At 71.1% G+C, this 15,294-nt stretch carries 9 protein-coding genes; 7 read left to right on the top strand and 2 right to left on the bottom strand.

Translation table 11 applies throughout. The annotated features are described in order from the left end of the window. From treS to OO69_RS13845, 4 genes are all read left to right on the top strand, one after another. Positions 1 to 1,231 (top strand): maltose alpha-D-glucosyltransferase (treS, locus tag OO69_RS13860; RefSeq protein ID WP_033280857.1); only part of this gene is annotated, 1,231 nt, incomplete at its 5' end. Between the two features lie 28 nt (positions 1,232 to 1,259). Next, positions 1,260 to 2,627, top strand: a complete 1,368-nt coding sequence (locus OO69_RS13855; protein ID WP_033280856.1) for a maltokinase N-terminal cap-like domain-containing protein — start codon at positions 1,260 to 1,262, stop codon at positions 2,625 to 2,627. 566 nt (positions 2,628 to 3,193) lie between these two features. Further along, positions 3,194 to 5,347 (top strand): 1,4-alpha-glucan branching enzyme, encoded by a 2,154-nt coding sequence (gene glgB, locus OO69_RS13850; protein WP_106971028.1) that lies wholly within the window; start codon positions 3,194 to 3,196, stop codon positions 5,345 to 5,347. A gap of 12 nt (positions 5,348 to 5,359) precedes the next feature. Further along, entirely contained in the window at positions 5,360 to 7,033 is a 1,674-nt protein-coding gene (locus OO69_RS13845) for an ATP-binding cassette domain-containing protein (protein ID WP_051800978.1), read from the top strand. A 16-nt stretch (positions 7,034 to 7,049) separates the two neighbouring features. On the opposite strand, the gene OO69_RS13840 is transcribed toward OO69_RS13845, so the two are convergent. Continuing rightward, entirely contained in the window at positions 7,050 to 8,441 is a 1,392-nt protein-coding gene (locus OO69_RS13840; protein WP_033280855.1) for an aminotransferase class V-fold PLP-dependent enzyme, read from the bottom strand. Positions 8,442 to 8,609: 168 nt separating this feature from the next. Here OO69_RS13840 and OO69_RS13835 point away from each other — a divergent pair, with 168 nt between their 5' ends. Further along, positions 8,610 to 10,514 carry an AMP-dependent synthetase/ligase gene (locus OO69_RS13835; RefSeq protein WP_033280854.1) on the top strand — a complete coding sequence of 635 codons (1,905 nt, stop codon included), beginning with the start codon at positions 8,610 to 8,612 and terminating at the stop codon, positions 10,512 to 10,514. Positions 10,515 to 10,530: 16 nt separating this feature from the next. On the opposite strand, the gene OO69_RS13830 is transcribed toward OO69_RS13835, so the two are convergent. Beyond that, the gene (locus tag OO69_RS13830) at positions 10,531 to 11,355 is read right to left on the bottom strand and encodes a methyltransferase domain-containing protein (RefSeq protein WP_033280853.1); all 825 of its coding nucleotides are present in this window, start codon (positions 11,353 to 11,355) and stop codon (positions 10,531 to 10,533) included. 248 nt (positions 11,356 to 11,603) lie between these two features. On the opposite strand from OO69_RS13830, the gene OO69_RS13825 reads away from it, so the two are divergent. Together OO69_RS13825 and OO69_RS13820 are read left to right on the top strand one after the other, a co-directional pair. Next, entirely contained in the window at positions 11,604 to 12,980 is a 1,377-nt protein-coding gene (locus tag OO69_RS13825) for an NAD(P)/FAD-dependent oxidoreductase (protein WP_033280852.1), read from the top strand. 47 nt (positions 12,981 to 13,027) lie between these two features. Continuing rightward, entirely contained in the window at positions 13,028 to 15,277 is a 2,250-nt protein-coding gene (locus OO69_RS13820) for an FUSC family protein (protein ID WP_051800977.1), read from the top strand. The last annotated feature ends 17 nt before the right edge of the window (positions 15,278 to 15,294 follow it).

The raw sequence follows: 15,294 nt of genomic DNA, 5'->3' as shown, positions 1-15,294 counted from the left end.
CGAAGCCTCCAACTGGACCTTCGACCCCGTCCGCAAGCAGTACTTCTGGCACCGCTTCTTCTCCCACCAGCCGGACCTCAACTACGAGAACCCGGCCGTCCAGGAGGAGATCCTGGCCGCCCTCCGCTTCTGGCTCGACCTCGGCATCGACGGCTTCCGCCTCGACGCCGTCCCCTATCTCTATGCGGCCGAGGGCACCAACTGCGAGAACCTGCCCGCCAGTCACGACTTCCTGAAGCGCGTCCGCCGCGAGATCGACGCGATGTATCCGGACACGGTGCTGCTGGCCGAGGCGAACCAGTGGCCCGAGGACGTCGTCGACTACTTCGGCGACTATCAGGGCGGCGGCGACGAGTGCCACATGGCGTTCCATTTCCCCGTCATGCCACGGATCTTCATGGCCGTACGCCGTGAGTCCCGCTACCCGGTGTCGGAAATCCTCGCCAAGACCCCTGCCATTCCCTCAGGTTGTCAGTGGGGCATCTTCCTGCGCAACCACGACGAGTTGACCCTGGAGATGGTCACCGACGAGGAACGCGACTACATGTGGGCCGAGTACGCCAAGGACCCCCGCATGCGCGCCAACATCGGCATCCGCAGGCGCCTCGCGACCCTGCTGGACAACGACCGCAACCAGATCGAACTCTTCACCGCCCTGCTGCTCTCGCTCCCCGGCTCGCCGATCCTCTACTACGGCGACGAGATCGGCATGGGCGACAACATCTGGCTCGGCGACCGCGACGCCGTCCGCACCCCCATGCAGTGGACCCCCGACCGGAACGCGGGCTTCTCCTCCTGCGACCCCGGCCGCCTCTTCCTGCCGGCCATCATGGACCCGGTCTACGGCTACCAGGTCACCAACGTCGAGGCCTCGATGTCGTCGCCCTCCTCGCTGCTGCACTGGACGCGCCGCATGATCGAGATCCGCAAGCAGAACCCGGCGTTCGGCCTCGGCTCGTACACGGAGCTCCAGTCGTCGAACCCGGCGGTGATCGCGTTCCTGCGCGAGTACGAGGACGACCTCGTCCTGTGTGTGCACAACTTCTCGCGGTTCGCGCAGCCGACCATGCTCGATCTGCGGGAGTTCGACGGCCGGCATCCCGTGGAGCTGATCGGCGGGGTCCGGTTCCCGGCCATCGGTGAACTGCCGTATCTGCTGACGCTCGCGGGGCACGGCTTCTACTGGTTCAGGCTCCCGCGAGCCGCTTCCCGTATCGGCCGACGACTTTGAGGATGTGCCGGCGAAAGGACGCGTCACCATGCCGAAGACCGCACCGCTTCGACTGAGCAGCCCCGGCGTCGACAGGCCTCCGGCCACGCTCGCCGGGCTGCTGCGCGAATGGCTGCCCGGGCAGCGCTGGTTCGCCGGCAAGGACCGGCCGGTGGCCGACCTCGACGTGCTGTCCACGACCGAACTCTTCCCGGGCTGCCTCCACTTGCTGGTCCACGCCTCTCATACGCCGGTGCCCTCGCCGGGCGGCACTCCCCCGCCCGGCGACTGCTACCAACTCCTGCTCGGCGTAAGGGAACACGTCTCGCCGCGCCTCGCCCGGGCGTACATCGGGCGTGTGCAGGAAGGTCCGTTGGCGGGTCTCGCGGTCTACGACGCGCTGCAGGATCCGCGGTCGGCGGAGCTGTTGCTGGAGCGGTTGCGGCATCCCGGTACGACAGGCCCCCTGCACTTCGAGGCGGACCCGTCGGTGTCCGTGCCCGCAGGACTCACCCCTCGCCTGCTCGGTGCCGAGCAGTCCAACTCCTCGCTGGTGTACGGCGATCGGTTCATCCTCAAGGTCTTCCGGCGGATCCAGCCCGGCGTCAATCCGGACCTGGAGCTGCCGGGGGCGCTGGCCGCGCAGGGCTGCAAGCGGGTCCCGGCGCCGGTGGCGTGGTTCCGGACGGCGGAGCCGCGGGCCGCGACGCTCGGGGTGCTCCAGCCGTTCCTGCCGGACGCCTCCGACGGCTGGGCGCTCGCGCTGCGCGCCCTCGCCGCAGGTGACGAATTCACCACGGAGGCCTACGAGTTGGGCCAGGCGACCGCGGATGTCCATCTCGCGCTGGCGGCGGCCTTTCCATCCGCCGGCCGCCCCCTCGCCGAGAACGACCGTACGGCGGCGACGATGACCGAGCGCCTGGAGGCGGCCGCGCACTCCGTGCCCGCGCTGCGGCCGTTCGTGCCGGGGCTGTGGACCGCGTTCGGCGCGCTCGTCGGCCGCGATGCCGGGCCGCCCGCCCAGCGCATCCACGGCGATCTGCATCTCGGTCAGGTGCTACGGGCCGGCCGCGACTGGTTCGTCATCGACTTCGAGGGCGAGCCGTCCAAGCCGCTGGCGGAACGGCGCAGTGTGCAGTCCCCGGTACGGGACATCGCCGGGATGCTGCGCTCCTTCGACTACGCGGCCCGGCAGCGCCGCCCCTGGCGCCCCGAGTGGGCACGCCGTTGCCGGGAGGCGTTCTGCGCGGGCTACGCGGCCCGGGCCGGCTGGGACCCCCGCACCAAGCACGCCCTGCTGCGCGCGTACGAGACGGACCGCGCCGTGTATGAAGTGCTGTACGAGGCCAGACACCGTCCGGACTGGCTTCCCGTACCCATGGCGGCGATCGAACGTCTCGCCGTCCGAGGAGGCTGAACTCCGTGGCCCTGCGCGACACTTCACCTCAGGAGACGGGCGGTCCGTCCACGCCCACCGGCCCGGAAACGAGCGATCCGAACGGACCCGCCACGCCGGACGCCTACGGCACGACCGGACCCGCCGCACCGGACGCCCGCGGCCCGGTCACGCCTGTCCTGCCGGAGCCCGGCGACCGGGCCGTGACCGAAGCGCCGGAGACGAGCGGCGGCTCGCCCGCAACCGCCGGCCCGGAAACCGGTGAGCAGAGTCGACCCGCCGCACCTGATGCCCGCGGCCCAGCCGTACCCACCGCACCGGAGACCGCCGACCGGACCGCGACTGAAGGACCGGAGACAAACGGCTCGCCCACAACCGCCGCCCCGCAGACGGGCGAACCGACCGGACCCGCCGCACCGAACGCCTCCAGCCCTGCCGTATCCGGCCCGCCGGAGACCGCCGGCCGGACCGCGACCGCAGCGCCGAAGACGAGCGGCTCCCCTACGGCCACCAACCGAGCGCACGAGGGCCCGCCCGCAGTCGCCTCGCCCACGACCGTTCCGGCGCCCCTGGGCGCGGGCAGTCCCATGGCCTCCGCCCCGCTGGACCCGACCGACCGCGACCGCCTCCTCTCCGGCGCCCACCACGACCCTCACGCACTGCTGGGCGCGCACTCGGTGCCGGGCGGGATCGCCTTCCGGGCGCTGCGTCCGTACGCCCGTGCCGTGAGCGTCGTGATCGACGGGACGCGCAGCCAGCTCACCTCGGACGGCGGCGGTCTCTTCTCCGCCGTGCTCCCGCTCGACGCGCTCCCGGCGTACACGCTGCTGGTGTCGTACGCGGAGGGCGACGAGCACGAGGTCCATGACCCGTACCGATTCCTCCCCGCCCTCGGCGAACTCGACCTGCACCTCATCAAGGAGGGGCGCCACGAGGAGCTGTGGAAGGCGCTCGGCGCGGAGCCGATGACGCACGGCGGGGTGACCGGCACCCGGTTCACGGTGTGGGCGCCGAACGCCCAAGGGGTGCGTGTCGCTGGGGAGTTCAGCTCCTGGGACGGTACGGCCTTCCCGATGCGGTCGCTCGGCTCGTCGGGTGTGTGGGAGCTGTTCCTGCCGGGGGTGGGCGAGGACGCCCGGTACAAGTTTGAGATCACCTCCCGGAGTGGCCGGCGCTTCCTCAAAGCCGACCCGATGGCCCGCCGCACGGAGGTGCCGCCCGCCTCGGCGTCCATCGTGACGGCCTCGCACTACGAGTGGGGCGACGAGGACTGGCTCGCCCGCCGTGCCCAAACCCCGGTCCATGAAGCGCCCTTCTCGGTCTACGAGGTCCATCTCGCCTCCTGGCGCCAAGGTTTGACGTACCGTCAGCTCGCCGTCGAACTCCCCGCCTACGTGAACGAACTGGGCTTCACCCACGTCGAGTTCATGCCGGTGGCCGAGCACCCCTTCGGGGGTTCCTGGGGTTACCAGGTCACCGGCTTCTACGCGCCGACCTCCCGCATGGGCACCCCGGACGACTTCAAGTTCCTCGTCGACGCGTTCCACCAGGCCGGTATCGGCGTGATCATGGACTGGGTTCCGGCGCACTTCCCCAAGGACGACTGGGCGTTGGCCCGGTTCGACGGGGAGCCGCTGTACGAACCCGGGGACGAGCGGCGGGCCGAGCATCCGGACTGGGGGACCTACGAGTTCGACCTCGGCCGGACCGAGGTGCGCAACTTCCTTGTGGCGAATGCCGTCTACTGGTGCCAGGAGTTCCACATCGACGGCCTGCGCGTGGACGCGGTCGCCTCGATGCTCTACCTCGACTACTCACGCGACTCGGGCCAGTGGACCCCGAACGTCCATGGCGGGCGCGAGGATCTGGACGCGATGGCGTTCCTGCAGGAGATGAACGCGACCGTCTATCGGCGGGTGCCCGGTGTCGTGACGATCGCCGAGGAGTCCACCGCCTGGGACGGGGTGACCCGGCCGACCGACACGGGCGGTCTCGGCTTCGGGTTCAAGTGGAACATGGGCTGGATGCACGACTCGCTGGACTACATGTCGCACGAGCCGGTCCACCGCAAGTTCCACCACAACGAGATGACGTTCTCCATGGTGTACGCCTACAGCGAGAACTACGTCCTTCCGATCTCTCACGACGAAGTCGTCCACGGCAAGCAGTCGTTGGTGTCCAAGATGCCCGGCGACTGGTGGCAGCAACGCGCCAACCACCGCGCCTACCTGGCCTTCATGTGGGCCCACCCCGGCAAGCAACTCCTCTTCATGGGCCAGGAGTTCGCCCAGGGCGCCGAGTGGTCCGAATCCCACGGCCCCGACTGGTGGCTCCTCGACCCGGCCTACGACGCCGCGCCCGATCACCGGGGCGTCCAGGACCTCGTCCGCGACCTCAACACCGCCTACCGGGCGACCCCCGCCCTCTGGCAGCGCGACACCGACCCCGGCGGCTTCCGCTGGGTGATGGGCGACGCGGCCGAGGACAACGTCTTCGCGTTCCTGAGGTTCGACGCGGAGGGCTCGCCTCTCCTCGCCGTCAGCAACTTCTCCCCCGTCGTGCGCCATGACTACCGTCTCGGTGTCCCCGACGAGATCCCGGCCTGGCAGGAGGCCCTCAATACGGACACCGCGCTCTACGGCGGCAGCGACGTCAGGAACCCCGACCCGGTCAAACCGGAGGACGGCCATATCCGGCTCACGCTCCCGCCCCTCGCGACGGTGTGGCTGACACCGGGGTGACATGCTGCTCCCATGCCGACGCCGATTTCCCCTGATACCGCGCAAGTAACCGGCCTGCACCTGGAGTTACGGGCCGTCACGCAGGAAGTGCGGGGCGCGGGGCAGGTGTTGGACGACGTGTCTTTGGAGGTCGAGGCCGGGCGGCTGACGGTCATCGCGGGGAGCAGCGGCGCGGGCAAGACCGTGCTGCTGCAGACCCTCGCGGGACTCCAGGCCCCGGCCTCGGGGGACGTCCTGCACGACGGAGCCCAACCGGGCCCGCCGGGGCCGGAGTTCGGGTTCGTGCCGCAGGAGGACGTGATCCACCGCGAGCTGCCATTGCGGCGCACGCTGGAGTACGCGGGACGACTGCGGATGCCGGGCGAGACGGTGGCGGCACGGGTGACGGAGGTGTTGGACGTCCTCGGGCTCGCGCAGCGCGCGGACACACCGGTGCGGGCGCTGAGCGGCGGGGAGCGCAAACGGGCTTGTATCGCCGCCGAGTTGCTCACCCGCCCCCGGGTGCTCTTCCTCGACGAACCCACCTCCGGCCTCGATCCGGTGACCGGCGCCGCGCTGCTGTCGACCCTGCGCGCCCTCGCCGAGTCCGGAACCACCGTCGTCCTCACCACCCACGTCCTGGCCGATCTGCCGCGCTGCGATCAGGTCGTGTTCCTGTCGCCGGGCGGAGCGGTCGCGTTCGTGGGGGCGCCGGAAGCGCTGCTCGCGGCGTTCGGGGCGGAGACTGCGGAGGACGTGTACGCGGCGGTGGCGGAAGGGAAGCGCGCCGAGCGCACCGCCCCGGTGCAGCGTACGAAACCGGCCCCGGCACCTGTCGCGCACCGCCCACCCCGCGTCGGCGCCGTACGCCAGTGGGCGCTGCTGACCCGTCGTACAACAGCGCTGTTGGTGCACAACCGGCTGTCGGTCGCCGTGTTCGTGGGGTCGCCGGTGATGATCGTGGCGATGTTCGCGGTGCTGTTCCGGGCGGGCGCGTTCGACCCGGCGGCGCCCGATCCGGGGTCCACGGCGATGATCATGTTCTGGATCGCGTTCGGGGCGTTCTTCTTCGGGCTGACGTACGGACTGCTGCAGATCTGCACGGAGTTGGCGGTACTGCGGCGGGAGTGGCTGGCGGGTGTGCGCATCGGACCGTACGTCGCCTCGAAGTTGACCACCGTCCTGCCGGTACTCGCCGCGGCGGACGCGCTGTTGCTGGCGGTGCTGCGCGCGCTGGACCGGTTGCCGGCGGCGGGCTGGGACACGTACGCCTCGCTGTTCCTCACGAGCGTGCTGGCCTCGGCCGCCGCGCTCGCCCTCGGGCTGCTCACCTCTGCCGCCGTCACGGATCCGGGCCAGGCGACCCTGATGCTGCCGTTGCTCTGCTTCCCCCAGGTGCTGTTCTCGGGGGCGTTCGTGCCGGTGCCCCGGATGGCGTCGGCCGGGCAGGCGATCAGCTGGGCGATGACCAACCGCTGGGCCTTCGAGGCACTGGGCAGCGCGATCGGCCTGGAGAGCCTGTGGCGCGACGGCAACTCCCCTGCGGGACCGCCCCTGTTGCGCTCCTACGGCGACTCGTTCACGCATCCGGCGGGACGCGGCTGGCTGATCCTCGCGGGGTTCACCGTGCTGTTCCTGGCGGCGACCTGGGCGGTGCTTGTGCGCAAGTGCCGTCAGGGGGTGGCCGCTGCGCGCTCCGGGCGGTGAGGCGCCACCCCGTCGGTCAGCAGCCTGCCCGGTCCGCGAGGCCTGCCGCTGTCGGCACGCGGTCCCGGTACGTGTTCGCGACGAACTCCAGAAACGTTTCCACGTCCCTGGGTTGCGAGGAGACGCCCACCGAGACCCGGACCGCACCGGCCGACGGCAGCCCCAGCAGGGTCAGGTACTCCTCCAGGGAGCCCAGGGGTTTGCGGGCCGCCGAGCGCAGGCTGCGTAGCGGGAGAGCGAACGCGGCCTCCCCCGCGCCGGGGTTGCAGAAGCAGCCGTAGCGGAGGGAGATGCGGTGGTCGGCGCTGTCCTGGGAGACGACGCGTTCGTCGATCACGCGGCCGTCCGCGTCGAGGAGGTTGAGCGCGACGGTGCCGCCGCGGGTGGGGCCGGTGCCGGTGGGGCCGTAGACCCGAGCCATCGGGGAGCCGTCGGAGTGGCGTAACTCGGTTACCCCCGCGAGGAGTTGGGCGGTCAAGCGGGTCACGTGGTCGTGGACGTGGTCCATGCCGATGGTGTCGATCCAGTCCAGGCCGGCCGTGATGTCGGGTATGGAGAGGAAGTTGACGGTGCCGTCCTCGAAGGCCGCCTCGCCGTCCGCGAGGACGTGCCACTGGGCTTGGGCGCTCGCGGCGTAGATGGTGCCGCCGGAGAACCAGGGGCGGCGCAGCCGGGCGAGGGCCTCGCGGCGGACGACGAGGCTGCCTATGCCGGTGGGGTAGCCGAACACCTTGTACCAGCTGACCACGGTGAAGTCCGGGTGGTGGCGGGAGAGGTCGAGGGGGTTGGTCGGCACGAAGGCGGCGGCGTCCAACAGGACGTCGTAGCCGTGTTCGTGGGCCGTGGCGATCCAGTCCAGGGAGTGCCGTACGCCGGTGAAGTTGCTCTGTGCCGGGTACGCGAGGAGTCCGCGTCCGCGGCGGCGTCTGCGGGCCGTGAGCGCGGTGTGCAGTCGCTCCTCGTCGATCGCCAACTCCTGGCCGTGGACCGGGACATACTCGGTCTTCGCGCCGCCCGCTCGCGCGTACTCCCGTAATCCGTTCACGGAGTTGTGGTTGTCGAGGAGCATCACGAGCCGGCCGCCGGGGGCGAACGGGTACGACTCGCCGATCAGGCGCAGCGCGGCCGTCGCGTTCGCGGTGAACACCACCGTGTACTCGGCCGGGTCCGCGTGGAAGTGGCGCAGCACCGCGGCGCGGGCCCGGGCGAGCAGGTCGCCGGAGGCGCGGGAGGCGGGGCTCTCCGAGTGGGGGTTGCCGAAGACGCTTCCGGTGATGCGCTCGGCGCTGGCCCGGACCAGCGAGGCCGGGGCTAGTCCGGCGCCCGTGTAGTCGAGATAGGTGTGCCCTTCGGCGTCCAGGTAACCGAAGTCGCGCGCCCTCAACTCGCCGAGATCCACCGCGTTCATGTCCTCGTACCCCCCCGCTTTGTCAGGTCGGTCCCACTCAACCATCAAACTGCGCAAGGGCACTTCCCGGTTCCCCTCACCAAACGCTCACACCTGGGCTACATTCGAGCACCGTCGATAACAGTAATGATCGGCAGAGTCACGCCCCGTACAACCCAGGAGCAGCGCATGCGCGACTTCGCCGTCGCTCCACCCCCCACCTCCACCTTCAACGGCGGCCTCGCCGACAGCATCTTCGAGACCGCGCTCCTCCATCCCACCCTGCCCCTGATCGCACGCAAGGCGGACCCGTCCTCCACGGAGTGGGAGGAGGTGACGGCCGTAGAGCTGCGGGACGAAGTCGTCGATCTGGCAAAGGGGTTGATCGCCTCCGGGATATCGCCGGGCAGCCGGGTCGCGATCATGGCCCGTACCCGTTACGAGTGGACCGTGCTCAGCCACGCCCTGTGGGCGGTCGGCGCCGAGGTCGTGCCGGTGCATCCGACGTCCTCGCGGGAGCAGGTCGAGTGGATCCTGCGGGACGCCAACTGTGTGGCCGTGGTCGTGGAGGACGAGCAGGGCATCATGACCGTCGGCACGGTGTGTGCCGCGCTGCCGCTGCTGCGGCACGTCTGGCAGCTGGACTCCGGGGCGCTGGCCCAGATCGTGGAGCGGGGCACGTACATCCCGCAGACCACCGTGGACTCGCTGCGCCGGATCGTGATGCCGGACTCGACCGCGGTGATCGCCTACACCTCGGGCACCTCGGGCCGCCCCATGGGCTGCGCGCTGAGCCACCGCAGTCTCGCCAGCCCCTGCGACACGCTGCTCTCGGGCTGGTCGCACACGGCGGCCCCGCCGGGGGAACAGCCGGCCGTGCTGGCCTTCCTGCCGTTCTCGCACGTGTACGGGCTGATGATCCAGGGGCTGTGCATGCGCGGCGGCTGGCTGATGGCGCACGAGCCGGAGATGACCGAGGCGGCGCTGGTGTCGGCGCTGCGCACGTTCCGGCCCACGTACCTGTACGCGGTGCCGTCGATCTTCGAGAAGATCTACAAGAACTTTCTCCGTACGGCCCAACAGACGGGCCGCGGCGCCCTGTTCGAGCGGGCCGCGTCGACCGCGCGGGAGTTCGCCGCGGCCGAGGAGAGACAGAGACTCGGCCGGGGCTCGGGTCCCGCCTTCGATCTGCGGCTCCAGCACGCCGTGTTCGAGCGGACGGTGTACCGCAAGCTTCGGTCGGCGCTGGGCGGCCGGGTGGTCCGCGCGACGTCGGGCGGCTCACCCCTGAACCGTGAACTGTCCTTGTTCTACTCGGGCATCGGCATTCTCGTGCACGACGGTTACGGGCTGACGGAGACCGCCGGCGGGATCACGATGCAGCCGCTGGGCCGGGAGAAGATCGGCACGGTGGGGCAGGCGCTGCCGGGCACGGAGATCCGGGTCGCGGAGGACGGGGAGATCCTGGTGCACGGGCCCTCGGTGTTCCAGGGCTACATCAACGACGAGCGGGCGACCCGGGCCGCGATGCACGCGGGGTGGCTGGCCACCGGGGACATCGGGCGGCTGGACACCGAGGGGTACCTGACGATCACCGGCCGCAAGAAGGACATCATCATCACCAGCAGCGGCAAGAGCGTCGCGCCGGCCGCGCTGGAGAACCGGCTGCGGATGCATCCGCTGATCCATCAGGCGGTGGTCGTGGGTGACGACCGTCCGTGCGTGGGGGCGCTGCTCACGCTGGACCCGGAGTTCGTGGCGCACTGGCGGGCCGGTCTCGCGCTGCAGAGCGACGCGCGGGGCCGGGAGGCGCGGGAGGAGAACGCGCTGCGGGAGGAGATCACGCGGGCCGTGGCGGCCGCCAACAGCCCTGTGGGGCGCGCCGAGTCGATCCGGGTGTTCCGGGTGCTCCCGCAGCCGTTCGATGTCGCGGGCGGGCTGCTGACGCCGTCGATGAAGCTGCGCAGGGACGCGATCGTGCGGCACTACGCGTTCGAGATCGACGCGATGTACCAGGCACGCGCGCGTGCCCCGCAGCAGTTGGCGGAGGAACAGCTCGCGGGCTGGGACGACGCGGACAACGTGTTCCGCTGACGTCACCGGCCGGGGATCACTCCGGGCGGTGGGCCACGACCGCGAACATCGTCACGGACATGTGCAGCGCGCCGCGCTCCGCGGCCTCGGAGAGGTCGGTGTAGGCGCGGTCGCGCTGGGCCTCGGTCAGGGCGCCCCGGCGGACCGCGGACTCCCCGAGCATGCGGATCAGCGGCCAGGCCACCGACCGGTGGTCCTGGAGCAGCGCCTGCGAGCCGCGGTCGTCGACGACGAGTCCGGCGGCGCTGAGCTGGCCGACGAGCCGGCGGCCCGAATAGGGGTTGGCGGCGCCGGTGAGGGCCCCGGAGGTGAACGCGGCCGTGACCTCGGGGTCGCCCGGGTGCAGGATCGTGGTCGCCCAGTCGGTGTCCAGGAGGGCCACGCGCCCGCCGGGGCGCAGCACGCGGGCGATCTCGGCGACGGCCTTGTCGGGTTCCGCGAGGTGCTGGAGCACCCGTTCGCACCAGACGACGTCCGCGGAGGCGTCGGGCACCGGCAGGGACAGCGCGTCGCCGTCGGTGAAGCGGGCCGGGTTCCCGGCCGACGCGGCGCGTTCCTCGGCGATGGCGCGCAGCCCGGGGTTGGGTTCGACGCCGAGCGCCGAGCCGTTCGAGCCGACGGCCGCGGCCAGTTCACGGGTGGTCGAGCCGGTGCCGGCCCCGACGTCGAGGGCATGTTCCCCGCTGCCCGGGGCGAGGGCCTCGTGGGCCCACGCGCGCAGTCGCCGTACGCCTGGATTGGCTTCCTGGATGTCGAGCGCGGCCACCAGCCGCGTCACGTTGCCGGCGTCGATGTTCTGGGTGCGGAAGCCTGACCCCGGCTCGGGCTGAGTGTGCGACATGGCGTGCACTCTACGGTCAGGAGCGATCGCCGAGAGGCGGGTCGAAGGTCATTCGGGTACGCCATTTGTTCACACGTCCGCGGCGTACGGACGGCCTCGGCGGGGCATGCTGGTGCCCACGCGTTCGTCTGCCTGCCGCGCTCAGCTGGCGGAACGGCTCCCGGCACGGTGGGATCGATGTGGTGCGAGGCAGCGATCCAGGGGCAGGCGTACGGCGTCGAGGCAGACCGCCTGGAGCCGCAGAAGGGATGAACACCGTGACACGACCGAGGATCCTGGTGGTTGGCGCAGGCTTCGCAGGAGTGGAGTGCGTTCGCCGCCTGGAGAGGAAACTGACCCCGGAGGAAGCCGACGTCACGCTGGTGACGCCGTTCTCCTACCAGCTCTATCTGCCCCTGCTGCCCCAGGTCGCCTCCGGCGTCCTGACCCCGCAGTCGATCGCCGTCTCGCTGCGCCGCAGCAAGAAGTACCGCACGCGGATCATCCCGGGCGGCGCGATCGGTGTGGACATCAAGGCCAAGGTCTGTGTGATCCGCACGATCAACGACGAGATCGTGAACGAGCCCTACGACTACATCGTGCTGTCCCCCGGCAGCATCACCCGCACTTTCGACATCCCCGGGCTGACGGATCACGCCTTCGGGATGAAGACCCTCGCGGAGGCCGCGTACATCCGCGACCACGTGATCACGCAGCTGGACCTCGCGGACGCGAGCGACGACCCGGCGGAGAAGGCGTCGCGGCTGCAGTTCGTGGTGGTGGGCGGCGGTTACGCCGGTACCGAGACGGCCGCCTGTCTGCAGAAGCTGACGCACGCCGCGGTCAAGCGCTACCCGCGGATCGACCCGGGTCTGATCAAGTGGCACCTCATCGACATCGCGCCGAAGCTGATGCCCGAACTGGGCGACAAGCTCGGCAAGAGTGCGCAGGAGATCCTCACCCGGCGCGGTATCGACATCTCCCTGGGCGTCTCGATCGCCAAGGCGGGCCCGGAGGAGGTGACCTTCACCGACGGCCGGGTGGTGCCGACCCGCACGCTGATCTGGACGGCCGGTGTGGTCGCCAGCCCGCTCATCGCCACGCTGGGCGCGGAGACGGTACGGGGACGGCTCGCGGTCACCGCCGACATGAACCTCCCCGGCCACGACGGGGTGTTCGCGCTCGGTGACGCGGGCGCGGTGCCGGACGAGGCCAAGGGCGGGGACGGCGCGATCTGCCCGCCGACCGCGCAGCACGCCATGCGGCAGGGCAAGGTGGTCGCGGAGAACGTGATCGCGACCCTGCGCAACCAGCCCCTGAAGAAGTACGTCCACAAGGACCTCGGGCTGGTCGTGGACCTCGGCGGCAAGGACGCGGTGTCCAAGCCGCTCGGCATCGAACTGCGCGGTTTCCCCGCCCAGGTCGTGGCCCGCGGCTACCACTGGTCGGCGCTGCGCACGAACGTCGCCAAGGTCCGCGTCGCGACCAACTGGACGCTGAACGCGCTGGCCGGCGACGACTTCGTGCGCACCGGCTTCCAGGCCCGCAAACCGGCCACGCTGAAGGACTTCGAGTACACCGACTCGTATCTGTCGGCGGAGCAGGTACGGGAACGCGTCGAAGGGTCCGGCACCCAGGAGCCGTAGCATCGGTGTGACGGATCTTGATGTGAACCTGGGGAGAGTACGGCGGCGTGAGGGCAGTGGGACGGGCGGCGTGGGCACGGGTTCGGTATCGCGTCGCGGCGTCCGATCCCGGACTGCTGCGGCTGACGGCCGGGCTGCGGACGGTGGCCTCGATCGCCCTCACGCTCACCGTGCTCTCCCTGGCGCGGGCCTCGGTGCCGCATCTGGTCGCCGGGGCGATGGCGGCGATGGTCTCCACGTTCGCCATCCGAGAGAAGCAGCGCGCCCAGCAGGCGGTGACGCTCGCGCTGGGTCTGCCGGTGGCGCTGGCCTCGGTGTCGCTGAGCGCGCTGCTGAACTCGCGGGTGGTCGCCGGTGACGTCTTCTTCGTCCTGCTGATCTTCGGCGCGGTCTACAGCCGCCGCTTCGGCGACCGCGGCACGGCCCTCGGCCTGATCGGCTTCCAGATCTACTTCCTGTCCCTGTTCGTCGGCGCGACCGTCTCCGCACTGCCGCGGCTCTACGGCGTGCTCGGCGTCGCCTTCGTGTGCAGCGCGCTGGTGCGGTTCGCGCTGGTGCCGGAGACGCCCGCCGGGACGCTGGACCGGCTGCGGCGGGCGTTCCGGGCGCGGTTCGCCCAGCTCGTGACCGCGCAGATCGCGTTGCTCGACGCCGGTCCCGACGACATGGAGAAGGCCCTCGCCGACGTACGCGAGGGCACCGCGCGGCTGCACGAGACGGCACTGCTGATCCAGGGCCGGCTGGAGGACGGGACCTCCGACGAGACGGTGGCACGGCTCGTGCAGCGCCGTATCGCCGACGCCGAGGTCGCCGCCGAACGGCTCGGCCTCCTGCTGCTGACCGCCCGCAGCGCCGAGCGGGGCCACACCCTGACCCTGCATCTGCCGGGCGCGCCCGTGCCCGCCGGTGACCTGCTGCCCCAGCGGGACGAGGCGACCGACACGCTGCGCCGCGACCTTGAGGCACTGCGGCTGCTCGTCCTGCGGCCCGCGGGCACGGACTCGGGCACGGGGCTGGCGCATGTGCGCAACCGGCTGCTGGGCTACCGCGAGGAGGAGAACCTGCCGCCCGCCTCGGACGCCGTCCAGGACGTGTTCCGGGGCATCGGTGAGGCAGGGCGCGCGGTGCTGGGGCTGCGGATCGCGGTGGACGGGCCGCAGGACGAGTCGGAGGACACGCCCGCGACGACCCGCTCGCGCGAGGAGCTGGACGCTGAGGACGTCGCCATCGCGGGCAGCGAGGAGGCCGAGCAGGAGGACGCGGAGCGCACGGGCCTGCGGCGGCCGACCACGCGAGCGGCCGTGCAGGTGGCGGTGGGGTCGTCGCTGGCGATCATCGGGGGCGAGTTCCTGTCCAGTCAGCGCTGGTACTGGGCGGTGCTGACCTGCTGGATCGTCTTCATCAACACCTCGTCCACGGGCGAGATCCTCGTCAAGGGCTACCGGCGGCTGCTGGGCACGGTCCTGGGTGTCATCGCCGGTATCGGTCTCGCGGGCCTGGTCGGGCACCACACCTGGACGGCGTTCGCGCTGGTGCTGCTGTTCATCTTCGCGATGTTCTACACGGCACCGCTCTCGTACACCCTGATGTCCTTCTTCGTCACCGCGATGCTGGGCCTGCTCTACACGCTCCTGCACACCTACAGCGCGTCGGTGCTGCTGCTGCGGATCGAGGAGACGGCGCTCGGCGCGGCCTGCGGGGTGGTCGCGGCGGCGCTGGTGCTGCCGGTGCACACGGACCGCCGTACGAACGAACTGCTCGGCACCGTGCTGGCGCGGCTCACAGACGTCACCGAGGCCGCCGTCGACCAGCTCAGCGGCGGGGCCGCGGCCGAACTGCTCGACAAGGCGCGGGACTTGGACCAGGCGCTGGCCGATCTGAGCGCGTCCACGCAGCCGTTGACGCACCCGATCACGCCGTTGCGGGCGCGCCGGGACACGGCACGGTACGTCGTCGCGCTCCTGGAGACCTGTGCCTATCACGCGCGGTATCTCGCGGCGACGGCCGAGCTGCTGCCCACGCATCCGTCGATCGCGGCCGATCCCCGGCTGCGTGAGGCGGGGCGCCGGATCGTGCACAACATCGGGGTGATCGGCGCCCATGTCTCCGACGGGGACGCCGTCGGCGAGATCGAGACCGGGCCGAGCATCGCGTCCCTGCTGCGGCCCGGGACGCCGGGGACCCCGCGCTACGGCCGGGTCACCGACCGCGTGCTGCGGCATCTGCAGCGCCTCGACGAGGCCGTGACGGGCCTGGCCCGGCCGCTCGGCGTGCCGATCGCGGCGCCGGTGAAGTGAACTCCGCGCGCCTGGGT

The sequence above is a fragment of the Streptomyces sp. NRRL F-525 genome, from assembly GCF_000716605.1.
Lineage (GTDB): Bacteria > Actinomycetota > Actinomycetes > Streptomycetales > Streptomycetaceae > Streptomyces.
This window is presented reverse-complemented; position numbering and strand designations above follow the sequence as displayed.